This window comes from Priestia flexa NBRC 15715, assembly GCF_001591565.1.
Lineage (GTDB): Bacteria > Bacillota > Bacilli > Bacillales > Bacillaceae_H > Priestia > Priestia flexa.
Genome location: NZ_BCVD01000107.1, coordinates 1 through 14,464 on the forward strand (window position 1 = coordinate 1; position 14,464 = coordinate 14,464).

Genomic DNA, 14,464 nt, shown 5'->3' on the forward strand with positions numbered 1-14,464 from the left:
TGTCTCAGTCTCTTTTTAAATAAAGTTAGAGTGTAAATGAGTGTGGATTTGAAACGCAATTCGTAGTCGAAGCGTTTCTTCCGGTGTATGAACCGACCTCCCTAATATTTCTTCACACTTTTCAATTCGATAAATAACGGTGTTTCTATGAATAAATAACTGTTTGGCTGTTTCTGATATTTGACAATTTAAGTTTAGGTAAGTAGATAACGTGTCTAATAAAATAGGTTGGTCTTTTCGATCGTAGTGAAGAAGTCCTTCCAGCGCTTTTTCGTGATATTCTTCCAAGTCTGCAGAGGGAATAAGTCTTAAAAGTTCTCGAAATTGTTTTGGTTGATAAAATTGAATAGGTGCTGCTTGGTCGGTCATTTGAATGTTTTCAAGTGCTTCGATGGCTTCTTTGTACGAATCTATCACGGTTAATAGCGTCTGGCTTTGGTTTCCTATTCCGAAGCATACGTTTTGTTTATAATGTCTTTTTACAACCTTTTGAATAAGGATGAGCTGGTTTGCGATAAACTGATGCTTATCGTAACTATCAGGGAAAAATAAAATGACGTAGCGATTATCCTGTGTGAATAATAAGCTTGGAATAGGCTGTTTTGACAATTCGTACTCGATGAGCTCATAAATCATTTCGCTATCTGTGTATGTGTAATGCTGTAATGGGATTTTCCCAACAGCACAAATGTACTTTTTGTCAGGAGAAAGTCCAATCTGCTTTCCGTGATAAGTGGCTTCATCTATATTTTTGAAGTAATCATGAGTTAGTTGATGGAAATATTCATTTTTCTTTCGGCGCTCTGCTTCTTTTAAAGCATGTTGACGCATCATTTCAAAGGAAAGTACATTCGCTGCTTGTTCAATTGTTAATAAGGATGACTCGTTTGGCAACATGCTGCGATAAATAACTAAAAAGTTGCTCTTGTGTGTATGTGTAGGAATTAAAAATAAGCTGAGTTCTTGTTTTGTTTTTGTGATAGAAAACGTAGCATAGCTGGCTTTAAGGTGAAAATAATTATTTATCTGAACGGCGATCTTTTCTAAAGAAGCTGATGTTTTTTCTTCTTTTTTCTCTGTGTGAAACAATAAATTTCCGTGAAGGTCGAATAGCCCAATTGGAGCGTCGCATAACGTTTGAAGTGAATGTAATATTTTTTCAACACCGTTTCCTTGTAGAATATAGGAGGAAAAGAGTTGATGAGTCATCATCGCTTGTTGAAGATCGCTTGTTTTTTTATCTAAAATAAAGCTTAAAGATTCGTTGATAATGGAACCAAGTGCTTCGTCTGTTTGTAAGTCGATGATAGGAAAGTTTAGCTTCTCTGCGAGTTCGCAAATAGATGAAGGTACTTGTTCGAAGAATCGCTTCGTTTTTATTGCTAGACCTGCGCACTGTTTTTTTGCCATGCCCTCAACCAATTGTAATAGGTTCTCTTCTTTTTCTTTAAAGTGATAGCCGGTTGTGACGAGCAGCTCCCCTTCTTTTAGAAACGTTAAAATATCTGGAGCGTCCATCATGTTAATATTTTGGACGGTTCTTGTTAACCCATTTTTTCCGGCCACAACAGATGCGCTAGCATAAGGCCGACTGCTTAATAATGTTTGTAACTCCATGTTCCCACCCCTTGTTATAAAAAGTTACATTAAATATTGCTATATTCCTATTTTAAAACATAAATTGGTTAAAATAAATAAAAAATTCAGAAAAAAATGTATAAAAAGTAGATGAATCGAGATAAAATCTTTTGTAAGATATATTATATAACATAATATGTAATAAAATATAACAATACGGAGGGGTTGGATGTCGCAGCCAGTTTTAAAAGAACATTCATTAAAAGAAGTAAAGAAAAAAAGAGAATTTCCTCATATTTACTTCATGTTAGCCATTATCATTGGTGTAATGACTATCGCTACATATCTAGTTCCAGCAGGAGCGTATGATCGAGTTCAAGGAGAAGATGGGAGGGAAATGATTGACCCTACTTCGTATGCAGAATTGGAGTCAAGTCCTGTCAGTTTGCTAGGGATGCTAAAAGCTGTTCCCCAAGGCATGGTTGAAGCAGCTCCTGTGATTTTCTTTACATTTGTCATTGGAGGAGTATTTGTAACGCTTCGGTCAGCAGGTGTAATCGAACTTGGGGTTGGAAAAATAGCAAAAAGTTTTTCTCATAAGCCGAAGCTACTAATTCCGGTATTTATGTTTACTTTTGCACTAATAGCATGCTTTATTGGAACGCCTGAATTAGCAATTGTATATGTCCCAGTGATTATGCCACTTATGCTTTCGTTGGGGTATGACCGGGTTACAGCTGCAGCAATTGCGTTATGTGGGACCATTGCTGGTTTTACAGCAGCTCTTACAAATCCCTTTACAGTAGGAACAGCACAAATGGTTGCCGGACTTCCTTTGTATTCAGGAATGATATATCGAATGGTTTGTTTTCTTATTATTATTAGCATTGGAATGGCTTATGTAATGAGGTATGCGGAAAAGAATCGCACTAAGCCAAAGGAGGTTATAAAACCACATGCGTTAAAGAGTAGTGCTACAAATAGACAGAAGGTTGCTGGTATTGTAACGGGTTTATTTTTTATTGGGATGATTGCAGGAGTTATTTTGTATCGTTGGGATATGGTGACATTAGGAGGCTATTTTATTGCGATGGGAATTATTCCGGCTTTAATCGTAGGAATGAACTCTAAAGAAATTGCTGAATCATTCAATGAAGGATTTCGGGACGTTTTAGTTGGTGCGATGGTTTGTGGAATTGCGAGAGGTGTAGCTGTTGTAATGAACGAAGGTCAAATCATGGATACAATTGTATATGGAATTTCTACTGTTATTTCACATCTTCCCGAAAGTGTTACTGTAATAGGGATGCTAATTACGCAAAGCGTATTTAATTTCTTTGTACCAAGCGGAAGTGGGCAAGCTCTTATCATGATGCCGATTATGGCACCATTAGCAGACTTAGTAGGTATTACGAGACAAACAGCTATTCTAGCTTTTCAGTTTGGAGATGGTTTTTCTAATATTTTGTTCCCTACATCAGGATACTTTATGGCTACGCTAGCGATTGCTGGAGTAGGGTGGAACCGCTGGGTAAAGTTTATTCTTCCTCTTTTCCTGCTGTGGATGACCGCGGGGGCTATACTGTTAGTCGTGGCAAACCTAATCGGTTGGTCTTAGTTATATTATCCAAAAAAACACCTTTTTTTTGGAGGATTTGTCAATGAAAACAACTTTTAGATTTCGTAAAATGAAAAGAAAGAGGTGGAAAAGATGGTTGCTGAAATGAAGGGGAAATCGAAGCTCTGCTTACAGGTTGAAAAAGACCTTCAGTGGCTTTCTCAATTTGGAGCGGATACTAGAAAAGGTGTTACACGTTTACTATATTCAACAGAATGGTACGCTGCTCAAGAAGCATTAAAAGAGAAGATGACAGAAAATCAACTAACTGCTTACTATGATGATGTGGGGAATCTTTATGGAAGACTTGAGGGGATAGAACAGAATCAAAAAACCATTCTAGTCGGATCACATGTGGATACAGTTGTGTATGGAGGCAAATATGACGGAGCGTTTGGAATTATCGCAGGTCTTATAGCAGTAGAGCACTTACGAAAAACGTACGGAATGCCAAAGCGGTCGATTGAAGTAGTGTCTCTCTGTGAGGAAGAAGGAAGTCGATTTCCTTTAACTTATTGGGGGTCTGGTCACATTGTTGGATTATACAACTATGAAAATATGAGTCAAGAAATAAAAGATCGAGAAAATATTACGTTAAAGAAAGCAATGGAGCAATACCAATTTGGAAAAGGTCACTATAAAAAGCCGTTTAGACAAGATATTTCACATTTTATTGAGCTACATATTGAGCAAGGTGAGCAGCTTGAAAAAAAACAGCTTGATATCGGACTTGTATCAAGTATTGCAGGACAAAAAAGGTTTACAGTAACCGTGCAAGGAGAGAGCAATCATGCTGGAACAACACCGATGACTCACCGTAAAGACGCTTTAGCAGCAAGCTGTCGTTTCATTACGTCTCTCTTGGATATGAGCAAAAAATACGAAGAGAAGCTGTATATGACGGTAGGAAAGTTAGATGTTTCACCTAACGTACCAAATGTTATACCTGGAAAAGTCAGCTTTAGTATTGATATAAGACACGGTGAAGATGGTGTCTTGGATAAAGTTGAACATGAGATAAAAGTGATGCTACGAGAAATTGCTATAAATGCAGGTGTAACAACAGAAATTAATCGGTGGATGAATGAAAAACCAGTACAAATGGATAAAAATTTATCTGAAATTTCTAAAAGTATTTCCGAGGAAAAGAACATTTCATATATGAGCATGGTGAGCGGGGCTGGTCACGATTCACAGGTGTTTGGACCAAAATTACCTACTTGCTTACTGTTTGTACCAAGTAAAAATGGAATTAGTCACTCACCTAAAGAATACACAAGCGCTGAGCAGCTTGAGAAAGGAATCCAGGTATTAATTGAGTTACTTTACAAATTAGCCTATTAGGAGGATGTTAAGATGCTAAATAAAAAAATACTAAATGCTCCACCGAGAACAATCATGACACCTGGACCTGTAGAAGCAGACCCTAGGGTGCTAAGGGTGCTTGGAACGCCAATCCTTGGTCAGTTCGACCCTGCATTTACAACGATTATGAATGAAACGATGGAGATGCTAAGAGAATTGTTTCAAACCAAAAATAAATGGGCATTCCCAATCGATGGAACTTCAAGAGCTGGGCTTGAAGCAGTGTTAGCAAGTATTATTGAACCAGGAGATACGGTATTTGTACCTATATTTGGACGGTTTGGTCACCTGTTAACAGAGATTTCTGAGCGATACGGAGCAGTTGTCCACAATATTGAATGTGAATGGGGAAGCGTGTTTGAACCAGAACAAGTTATTCGTGAGATCAAGAGAACCAATCCAAAAATAGTAGCTATGGTTCATGGTGAAACATCTACAGGTAGAGTTCAGTCCCTAAAAGAAATAGGGAAAGCTTGCCGAGAAAACGATGCTTTATTTATTGTTGATGCCGTCGCAACAATTGGGGGTATAGATGTTAAAGTGGATGATTGGTATATTGATGCACTTATTGCTGGAACACAAAAGTGTATATCTGTACCTTCAGGGATGGCACCAATTACTTATAATGAACGAGTGGAGCATCATATTACTCAACGAAAAAAAGTGGAGAAAGGAATTGCTACAGAAGCAGATAACAATGTTCGAACACGACCGAATATTATTAGTAATTATTTTGATTTAAGTCAATTACAAGATTACTGGAGTGATCGTCGCCTTAATCATCATACGGAAGCAACATCAATGTTATATGCTCTTCATGAAGGAGTTCGGATCTTACTTGAAGAAGGTTTAGATATACGGTTTGCTCGTCATAAATTACATGAAAAAGCACTTGTTGCAGGTATTAAAGCAATGGGGTTATCGTTATTTGGCAATGAGGCTTCAAAGTTAACAACCGTGACGTGCGTTATTATTCCAAGCGGTATTAATGGAGAAGACGTTCGCAGTACGCTACTTGATCAATTTGGAATTGAAATAGCAAGCTCGTTTGGTCCGCTTCACGGTAAGATTTGGAGAATTGGTACGATGGGATATAGCTGTCGACAGGATAACGTTTTATATACGCTGGCCGGGCTTGAGGCAACCTTGTTAAGAAAAGGAACTTTAATAAATGCAGGGAAAGCCTTACAAGCTGCTTTAGATGTTTATGATAGTGAATTGGTTCATGTGTAGAAATAGATCATGTTGGGGAGTGGGAGAAATGAATGAATTTTTTTTAACGCATCCATACGGTTCGCAAAGAATGTGTACATTTGGAAAAAATGGAATGGTTGCAACAAGTCAACCTTTAGCAGCGCAGGCAGGTTTAGATATGCTAAAAAAAGGAGGTAACGCAGTTGATGCGGCAATTGCAACAGCAGCGTGCTTAACAGTAGTCGAGCCGACGTCAAATGGAATTGGAGGAGATGCATTTGCTCTTGTTTGGATAAATGATGAACTGCACGGCTTAAATGCTAGCGGACCTGCTCCTAAAAAGCTTTCAATAGAAGCTTTAAAAGAGAGAGGTATAACAGAAGAAATGCCCGAGTATGGCTTAACACCTGTAACAGTTCCTGGTGCACCTAGTGCTTGGGCTGCATTATCAAAACGATTTGGAAAGCTTCCTTTAACAGAAGTACTGCAACCTGCAATTACATATGCTCAAGAGGGGTTCCCTATCTCTCCGATTTTAGGTTACAATTGGAATGTTGCATACGAGAAGTTTAAAGGCGAATTAAAAGGGGAAGAGTTTGCTGGCTGGTTTGAAACATTTGGAATAAATGGAAAATCGCCAAAAATTGGTGAAGTGTGGTCATCAAGTGATCATGCAGATACGCTTATTGAGATTGCGGAAACAGAAGCTGAATCATTTTATCGAGGAAGAATTGCTGAAAAAATTGATGCGTTTTCTAAAGCTCATGGAGGCTTTATTCGAAAAGAAGATTTGGCAGCTTTTCAACCTGAATGGGTTAAGCCGATTTCGGTGTCTTATAGAGGCTATGATGTTTGGGAGATTCCGCCTAACGGTCAAGGCTTAATTGCTCTTTTAGCACTAAATACCTTAAAAGGTTATGAGTTTAAAACTAAAGATTCAGTGGATACGTACCATAAGCAAATTGAAGCGATGAAACTAGCTTTTGCAGATGGAAAGAAATTTATTACTGATTCTAAGCATATGAAGGTGGCTATAGAAGATCTGTTACACGATGAATATGCTGATGCACGTCGAGCTTTAATCGGTGACGATGCAAGGCTACCAGAAGCTGGTCAACCACTTCACAGTGGAACCGTTTATTTAGCAACGGCTGATGATGAAGGGAATATGGTTTCTTTTATTCAAAGCAACTATAAAGGCTTTGGATCAGGAGTAGTTGTTCCAGGAACAGGCATTGCTCTTCAAAACCGCGGACACAATTTTTCACTCGATGAGAGTCACGATAATCGACTAGAGCCAGGTAAAAGAACATATCATACTATTATCCCAGGCTTTTTAACAAAAGGTAATCAAGCGGTTGGACCATTTGGTGTAATGGGAGCGTTTATGCAGCCTCAAGGTCATGTTCAAGTCATTATGAATATGGTTGATTTTGATTTAAATCCTCAAGCGGCACTAGATGCACCAAGGTGGCAATGGATTAATGATAAAACAGTTCTTGTAGAAAAAGATATGCCAAGTTATATTGTGGAAGCGTTAGAGAGAAAAGGTCATGATGTTCAAGTGGCAACAAGTCGTCATTCGTTTGGTCGTGGACAAATTATTCGCAGAGATCCTCAAACAGGGGTATTGTTTGGAGGAACAGAGCCTCGAACAGATGGGGCTGTTCTAACGTATTAAGGAGAGATTACAACAAAGAAAGGAGCGTATAAAATGCAGCAATTACATATTTTTATCGCGTTTTTTCGCTCAGGTATGCTTGGTTACGGAGGTGGGCCGTCCGCTATACCACTTGTTAAAAAAGAGGTTGTTGATACATACAAGTGGATGGATAGCGATGAGTTTGGTGACGTATTAGCAATTGCTAATACGCTACCAGGTCCTATTGCAACAAAGCTAGCGGGATATATTGGGTATCGGGTTGGCGGAGTGATAGGGATGATTAACGCATTAATTGCGGCAGTAGCACCAACTGTCTTGCTTATGGTTCTCCTTTTGACAACCCTTACGCAGTTTAAAGACCAGGCATGGGTAATCGGAATGACTAAAGCTGTTGTACCTGTAGTTGGGGTTATGTTAGCTGTTATGACGTGGGATTTCTTGAAAAAATCTACTGGTGGATTAGGTTGGACAAAAGCTATTTTACTGGCATTTGTAAGTTTGGTACTGATGGAGTTTATTCATATTCATCCAGCAATTATTATTATTTTACTAATGGTTGCAGCGTGGATTCCCGTTAAAAGAAAGCAAAAAGAAAAAGAAGTTCAGGAACAAAAGAGGGAAACTGTATGATTTATTGGCAATTGTTTATGGCTTTTTTTGTATCAAATATTTTAGGTTATGGAGGGGGACCAGCCTCAATTCCATTAATTCAAAAAGAAGTAGTTGACCGCTACGGGTGGTTAACGGTTAATGAGTTTAGTGAAATGTTGGCAATTGGTAATGCGCTACCGGGTCCAATCGCAACAAAAATGGCAGGTTTTATTGGCTATCAAGAAGCAGGTATCCTGGGGGCGTTTGTTTCATTACTAGCTACAATTGCTCCTTCTGTCATACTTCTAGTTGTCTTATTACGGATCTTATATAAGTATAAAGATTCACCAAACGTGAAGAAAATGACAAACTTTATTCGCCCTGTTATTGCTGTTCTACTTGGAGTTATGGCTTATGATTTCTTTGCAAGCTCTTATGTGGATTCAGGGGTATGGCAGACGTTATTTTTAATTATTACGAGCTTTGTACTGATGGAGAGATTACGTGTTCATCCAGCGATTGTTATTGTAGGTGCTCTTGCTTACGGTGCTATTTTTCTTGCTTAAAAAAGACCTCGAGTATGAGGCCTTTTTTTGTGTGAAAATAATAAAAATCAGTATTATTTATAAAAAAATGAAGTTAATTGAAAACGTTTTATATGCTTATAATTCAACGTTTTAAGGAAGTCTATGGAAAAAGTTTGTAAAAGATTATAAAAAAAAACCTAAAAAAGTATTGACGATTTAGGTAAAACCATTCATAATACAAATCAACATCACACAACATCATCTAAACGTTAAAACAAACGTTTAAACACACATACATAGTCAATATTGAGCGTTGATAGGAGCAATAGTAGAAAAGGTTTCCCTGTTTCAGAGAGCTGACGGTCGGTGCGAGTCAGAACACAAACCCTTCGAAGTACATTCCTTGAGCATCTTTTCTGAGTAGGAAAAGACGGCATAGCCGTTATCGTAATGAAGAGGCAAGCGAATGCTTGCAACTAGGGTGGTACCGCGATTAATTCGTCCCTACTGACCTTACCTTAAGGGTGAGATCAGTAGGGACTTTTTGTATTTACCGCCCTATAGAAAATTAAATAATTAAACAAGCGATGAAAAGAGCATAGTAGCAACGTGTTTCCCTGTTTCAGAGAGCTGACGGTCGGTGCGAGTCAGAACACAAACTAGTTGTGAATTACATTCTTGGAGCTTACTTTTGCATAGCAAAAGCGGCATAGCCGTTATCGTAATGAAGAGGCAAGCAAATGCTTGCAATTAGGGTGGTACCGCGATCAATTCGTCCCTACTGACACAATCAGTAGGGACTTTTTGTATATTCCGCACTCAGCGGACATGTAAGATACTATAAAAACATACAAAATCTAGGAGGGTCTTAACAATGACAAAAACTTTAGAGCAATTACGTGGACAAATCGATCAATTAAATTTAGAAATTTTAGAATTATTAAATAAACGTGGTGAGATCGCAAAAGAAATTGGTGAACTAAAAGGTACACAAGGTGTAAAACGTTTTGATCCAGTTCGTGAGCGTGAATCATTAAATCACATTTTAGCAAACCATAACGGACCATTTGAAGCATCAACAGTTCAACATATTTTTAAAGAAATTTTCAAGGCAAGCTTAGAGCTTCAAGAAGATGATCATAGAAAAGCGCTTCTTGTATCTCGTAAAAAGAAATCTGACGATACAGTAGTCGATGTAAACGGAACGAAAGTTGGAGATGGAAACTTACAGTTCGTTATGGGACCATGTGCAGTAGAAAGCTACGAGCAAGTAAAACAAGTTGGCTTAGCTCTAAAAGAACAAGGCATTACGCTAATGCGTGGAGGAGCATTTAAGCCTCGTACATCACCATATGATTTCCAAGGTTTAGGTGTAGAAGGTTTGCAAATCTTACGTAAAGTTGGAGATGAGTTAGGTCTTCAAATTATCAGTGAAATTGTTTCACCACAAGATATTGAAACAGCATTAGAGTACGTAGATGTAATTCAAATTGGTGCACGTAACATGCAAAACTTTGAATTATTAAAAGCAGCAGGTTCAGTTGATAAACCGATCCTACTAAAACGCGGCTTAGCTGCAACAATTGAAGAGTTCATTAACGCTGCTGAGTACATTATGTCTCGTGGAAATGGTAACATCATCCTTTGTGAGCGTGGTATCCGCACATACGAGCGTGCAACTCGTAACACATTAGATATCTCAGCAGTACCAATCTTAAAACAAGAAACGCATTTACCAGTTGTTGTAGATGTAACGCATTCAACTGGACGTAAAGACTTATTATTACCTTGTGCAAAAGCTGCAATTGCGATTGGTGCAGATGCAGTTATGGCTGAAGTTCATCCAGATCCAGCTGTGGCATTATCAGATTCAGCACAACAAATGAACATTCCTGAATTCCATGACTTCATGGCAGAATTAAAAGGTGCGGCAGTTAAGTTATCATAATTATATAGCGATGCAATGAGAGGACTCTAGTAGCAAGCATCTCCCTGTTATAGAGAGCTGATGGACGGTGTAAATCAGTACAAAGATGTGAGCAAAATACACTCCTTGAGCACTCTGTAAAGAGCGGTCGACTGATCGTTAAACAATGAAGGTGGTAAGTACGAATAGCTTGCAACTAGGGTGGTATCGCGAGAATAAGCTCGTCCCTATCTTAAAAGAGGGGCGAGCTTATTTTATTAGGTGAAAAGATTGAATTTTACAAATTGGAGGATGGAAACGATGAGATATTTAACAGCAGGAGAGTCACATGGTCCACAATTAACAGCAATTGTTGAAGGGGTACCAGCGGGGCTTGAATTAACGGCAGAACATATTAATGAAGATTTAGCTAGAAGACAAAAAGGTCATGGTCGTGGTCGTCGCATGCAAATTGAAACAGACCGTGTACAAATTGTAGGTGGAGTAAGACATGGGGCTACTTTAGGTTCACCAGTGGCACTCGTAGTAGAAAACAAAGATTTTACGCATTGGAGAAATATCATGGGAGCTGACCCTGTGGATGAAGATGCAGAAGTGAAGCGTCAAATTACAAAGCCAAGACCAGGTCATGCAGATTTAAACGGTGCAATTAAATACGGACATCGTGACATGAGAAACGTTTTAGAACGTTCATCTGCTCGTGAAACAACAGTTCGTGTTGCAACGGGAGCTGTTGCAAAGCAAATTTTAAAAGCTGTTGGTGTCAATATTGCATGTCATGTTCTAGAAATTGGCGGTGTCAAAGCAGAGCAGACATCATACCAATCCTTAGCGGAACTTCAAGAAAAAACGGAAGCATCTCCCGTGCGTTGCTTGGATGAAGAAGCTGGACAAAAGATGATGAAAGCAATTGATGAAGCCAAAGAAAACGGTGATAGCATTGGCGGTGTAGTAGAAGTAGTCGTAGAAGGGATGCCAACAGCGGTTGGAAGCTATGTACACTACGATCGCAAGCTAGATTCAAAGCTTGCAGCGGCGATTATGAGCATAAATGCTTTTAAAGGTGTAGAGATTGGTGTTGGATTCGAAGCAGCACGTAAGCCAGGAAGTGAAGTGCACGATGAAATTTTATGGAGTGAAGAGCAAGGTTACACGCGTAAAACAAACAATGCAGGCGGATTAGAAGGTGGTATGACTACTGGAATGCCAATCGTTGTGCGAGGCGTAATGAAGCCAATCCCAACGTTATATAAACCGCTTCAAAGCGTAGATATTGATACAAAAGAACCGTTTGCAGCTAGTATTGAACGCTCTGATAGCTGTGCAGTTCCAGCAGCAGCTGTTGTAGCTGAATCAGTTATTGCATGGGAATTAGCTTCGGCTATTGTTGAACAATTTGGTTCAGACCGCATTGATTTGCTGCAACAAAACATTAATGAGCATCGAAAGCATGCAGCGCAATTTTAACATATAAAGGAGAATGAAAGGTGAAAAAACGTGTATTACTGATTGGTGTTGGTCTTATCGGAGGTTCACTGGCACTTTCTATTAAAAAAAATGAAAACGTGCATATTGTGGGAGCAGATATTAATATAGAAGAAATGCGTGTGGCAATGGCACACTCAGTCATTGACGAACAAGCAGATGATGTAAAAAAAGAAGCTGAAATGGCAGATTATATTATTTTAGCAACGCCAGTAGAAGAGACAGCTAATTGGATACACGTTCTTTCAAAGTGGACATTGCAACAAAATGTTGTTATAACAGATGTTGGAAGTACTAAAGTAGCAGTAATGGAAACGGCATTTTTGTTAAAAGAAAAAGGAGTAACGTTCATTGGCGGACACCCGATGGCTGGTTCTCACCAAAGTGGTGCAAGTAATGCACGAGCAGATCTATTTTATGAAGCTCGCTATATGTTAACCCCTTTTGAAGACGAAAATCCACAAAAGATAGATGCGCTTATGCATTTACTTGCGCCGACACAAGCTCACTTTGTCTTTATAGATGCGATTACACATGACCAAGTAACAGGGGTTATCAGTCATTTGCCTCATGTAATTGCCACCAGTCTTGTTCGTCAAGTGAAAGGATACTCAGCAAAGAATACGCTTATTACTGAGATGGCAGCAGGTGGCTTTCGAGACCTTACTCGGATCGCATCAAGTAGCCCGCATATGTGGAGAGATATTCTAAAACAAAATCGCTACACGCTGTTAGCACTTTTAGATGATTGGATGAAAGAAATGGAGCAAGTGAAGAACTTGCTCGAAAAGGGAGATAGTCATGAATTGTTTCATTACTTTTCAGATGCTAAACAATTCAGAGATTCCCTGCACGTATAAATTATTATAAAGGAGAATGAATATGACACTTCAAGGATTAAACGGGATAATTCAAGTTCCAGGTGATAAATCGATTTCGCACCGATCGGTAATGTTTGGATCAATTGCAGAAGGAACAACAACCATCTCAGGATTCCTACCAGGTGATGATTGCCTTAGCACTATTTCTTGCTTTCGTAAATTAGGCGTAGAAATTGAAGTTGTGAATGAAGAAACAGTTATTGTAAAAGGTCGTGGCATTCAAGGGCTACAAGAGCCGACTGAAGTATTGGACGTTGGAAATTCAGGAACAACAATTCGTTTAATAATGGGGATTTTATCAAATACGGCACATCATCATACGCTGATAGGAGATGAGTCTATTGCAAAGCGTCCCATGAAGCGAGTGACAGACCCTTTACGTAGCATGGGAATTCAATTAGATGGACGTGAAGAAGGCAACTTTACTCCTCTTTCTTTAAGAGGTGGAAATGTAAAAGGAATTACATATAAATCTCCGGTAGCTAGTGCACAGGTAAAGTCAGCGATTTTATTAGCTGGGCTACAAGCCGAAGGCGTTACAACGGTTATTGAGCCAGAAAAGTCGCGAGATCATACTGAGCGAATGCTAGAAGCTTTTGGTGTTCAAGTGAAAGAAGAAGGATTATCTGTTTCAATTGAAGGTGGACAAACGTTAACGGGTACACATATTGAAGTGCCCGGAGATATTTCATCGGCTGCGTTTTTCTTAGTAGCAGGGTCTATTATTTCAAACAGTCAAATTGAATTAAAAAAGGTTGGTATGAACCCAACTCGCACAGGAATTTTAGATGTATTACTTAATATGGGTGCATCTATTGAAGAAAAGAATTTAAAGACAGATGTAGCAGAACCTTTTGCAGATTTAGTTGTAAAGTCAGCACCTTTAAAAGGCACTGAAGTAGGAGGCGATCTCATTCCTCGTTTAATTGATGAAATTCCAATTATCGCGCTGGCTGCAACTCAGGCTCAAGGAACGACAGTTATTAAAGATGCAGCTGAATTAAAAGTGAAAGAAACAAATCGAATTGACACAGTCGTTAATGAGCTAAATAAAATGGGTGCTAATATTGAAGCAACAGAAGATGGAATGATTATTTATGGAGGAACGCCGCTTCATGGTGCAAGCGTAAATAGTCATGGAGATCACCGTATTGGCATGATGCTAGCAGTTGCTTCTTGTATTGCAGAAGGTGAAACAATCATTAAAAACCGCGAAGCTGTATCGGTATCATACCCATCATTCTTTGCTCATCTAGATAAACTTAAAGGAAGTAAATAACCGATTAAAAACTAGGTGAAAAGATCGGTATTTCATATTTAACTTGAATATACCTAGGTTTTCTTTTAACTATCTTATATAATGGAAGAAAGTACGAAAGAGAATTTGGTGAATTACAATGTTTTTAATGTTTGTCTATATCGGAGGGATTTTATTCTTTCTAAAAGTTTTAAAGGATAGAGATTTTATTTGGCTATTGTTTTTGTTGCCATTTAGCTTTTTTGTTTTGTTTTATGAAACAAGCTATTTTAATCATATCCCAGTTTGGGGAAAGCTTGTTTTTTTTACCTCTTCCTTTTTAATGATGTACGCAATGATTTTAGTCTATAATCGATTCTTTCGAAAAGAAGCATAAA

12 protein-coding genes and 3 other annotated features are annotated in these 14,464 nt (G+C 38.6%); of the genes, 11 read left to right on the plus strand and 1 reads right to left on the minus strand.

Features of this window, described 5'->3' with window-relative positions; all coding sequences use genetic code 11:
- Positions 1–15 precede the first annotated feature (15 nt).
- Positions 16–1,617 (minus strand): PucR family transcriptional regulator, encoded by a 1,602-nt coding sequence (locus tag BFL01S_RS15555; RefSeq protein ID WP_061786225.1) that lies wholly within the window; start codon positions 1,615–1,617, stop codon positions 16–18.
- Positions 1,618–1,807: 190 nt separating this feature from the next.
- Between BFL01S_RS15555 and BFL01S_RS15560 the strand changes: the two genes are divergently transcribed.
- From BFL01S_RS15560 to BFL01S_RS15610, 11 genes are all read left to right on the plus strand, one after another.
- Positions 1,808–3,196: a YfcC family protein gene (locus BFL01S_RS15560; RefSeq protein ID WP_061786226.1), complete on the plus strand. Its 1,389-nt coding sequence runs from the start codon at positions 1,808–1,810 to the stop codon at positions 3,194–3,196.
- A gap of 93 nt (positions 3,197–3,289) precedes the next feature.
- Positions 3,290–4,540, plus strand: coding sequence for an allantoate deiminase (gene allC, locus BFL01S_RS15565; RefSeq protein ID WP_061786227.1), 1,251 nt, complete (start codon positions 3,290–3,292; stop codon positions 4,538–4,540).
- Between the two features lie 12 nt (positions 4,541–4,552).
- Positions 4,553–5,794 carry a pyridoxal-phosphate-dependent aminotransferase family protein gene (locus BFL01S_RS15570; RefSeq protein ID WP_061786228.1) on the plus strand — a complete coding sequence of 414 codons (1,242 nt, stop codon included), beginning with the start codon at positions 4,553–4,555 and terminating at the stop codon, positions 5,792–5,794.
- Between the two features lie 28 nt (positions 5,795–5,822).
- Entirely contained in the window at positions 5,823–7,436 is a 1,614-nt protein-coding gene (locus BFL01S_RS15575) for a gamma-glutamyltransferase family protein (protein ID WP_025911333.1), read from the plus strand.
- 33 nt (positions 7,437–7,469) lie between these two features.
- Positions 7,470–8,048, plus strand: coding sequence for a chromate transporter (locus BFL01S_RS15580; RefSeq protein ID WP_025911334.1), 579 nt, complete (start codon positions 7,470–7,472; stop codon positions 8,046–8,048).
- Positions 8,045–8,575, plus strand: a complete 531-nt coding sequence (locus BFL01S_RS15585; protein ID WP_061786229.1) for a chromate transporter — start codon at positions 8,045–8,047, stop codon at positions 8,573–8,575. Before BFL01S_RS15580 ends, BFL01S_RS15585 begins: the two co-directional genes overlap by 4 nt.
- 265 nt (positions 8,576–8,840) lie before the next feature.
- Positions 8,841–9,045, plus strand: a binding site (T-box leader).
- A 69-nt stretch (positions 9,046–9,114) separates the two neighbouring features.
- Positions 9,115–9,319 (plus strand) — a binding site (T-box leader).
- A 91-nt stretch (positions 9,320–9,410) separates the two neighbouring features.
- Entirely contained in the window at positions 9,411–10,484 is a 1,074-nt protein-coding gene (locus tag BFL01S_RS15590) for a bifunctional 3-deoxy-7-phosphoheptulonate synthase/chorismate mutase (RefSeq protein WP_025911338.1), read from the plus strand.
- A 6-nt stretch (positions 10,485–10,490) separates the two neighbouring features.
- Positions 10,491–10,695 (plus strand) — a binding site (T-box leader).
- Positions 10,696–10,763: 68 nt separating this feature from the next.
- Complete coding sequence (aroC, locus tag BFL01S_RS15595; RefSeq protein ID WP_061786230.1) at positions 10,764–11,930, plus strand: chorismate synthase; 1,167 nt, start codon at positions 10,764–10,766, stop codon at positions 11,928–11,930.
- 20 nt (positions 11,931–11,950) lie between these two features.
- Complete coding sequence (locus tag BFL01S_RS15600; RefSeq protein WP_061786231.1) at positions 11,951–12,808, plus strand: prephenate dehydrogenase; 858 nt, start codon at positions 11,951–11,953, stop codon at positions 12,806–12,808.
- A 16-nt stretch (positions 12,809–12,824) separates the two neighbouring features.
- The gene (gene aroA, locus BFL01S_RS15605) at positions 12,825–14,108 is read left to right on the plus strand and encodes a 3-phosphoshikimate 1-carboxyvinyltransferase (protein ID WP_412762064.1); all 1,284 of its coding nucleotides are present in this window, start codon (positions 12,825–12,827) and stop codon (positions 14,106–14,108) included.
- 118 nt (positions 14,109–14,226) lie between these two features.
- Positions 14,227–14,463 (plus strand): hypothetical protein, encoded by a 237-nt coding sequence (locus BFL01S_RS15610; RefSeq protein WP_035321301.1) that lies wholly within the window; start codon positions 14,227–14,229, stop codon positions 14,461–14,463.
- Position 14,464: the final 1 nt, after the last annotated feature.

Coding starts and splice junctions, on each gene's coding strand:
- BFL01S_RS15555 (WP_061786225.1), bottom strand. CDS start 1,617: ATGGAGTTACAAACATTATTAAGCAGTCGGCCTTATGCTAGCGCATCT.
- BFL01S_RS15560 (WP_061786226.1), top strand. CDS start 1,808: ATGTCGCAGCCAGTTTTAAAAGAACATTCATTAAAAGAAGTAAAGAAA.
- allC (WP_061786227.1), top strand. CDS start 3,290: ATGGTTGCTGAAATGAAGGGGAAATCGAAGCTCTGCTTACAGGTTGAA.
- BFL01S_RS15570 (WP_061786228.1), top strand. CDS start 4,553: ATGCTAAATAAAAAAATACTAAATGCTCCACCGAGAACAATCATGACA.
- BFL01S_RS15575 (WP_025911333.1), top strand. CDS start 5,823: ATGAATGAATTTTTTTTAACGCATCCATACGGTTCGCAAAGAATGTGT.
- BFL01S_RS15580 (WP_025911334.1), top strand. CDS start 7,470: ATGCAGCAATTACATATTTTTATCGCGTTTTTTCGCTCAGGTATGCTT.
- BFL01S_RS15585 (WP_061786229.1), top strand. CDS start 8,045: ATGATTTATTGGCAATTGTTTATGGCTTTTTTTGTATCAAATATTTTA.
- BFL01S_RS15590 (WP_025911338.1), top strand. CDS start 9,411: ATGACAAAAACTTTAGAGCAATTACGTGGACAAATCGATCAATTAAAT.
- aroC (WP_061786230.1), top strand. CDS start 10,764: ATGAGATATTTAACAGCAGGAGAGTCACATGGTCCACAATTAACAGCA.
- aroA (WP_412762064.1), top strand. CDS start 12,825: ATGAATATGACACTTCAAGGATTAAACGGGATAATTCAAGTTCCAGGT.
- BFL01S_RS15610 (WP_035321301.1), top strand. CDS start 14,227: ATGTTTTTAATGTTTGTCTATATCGGAGGGATTTTATTCTTTCTAAAA.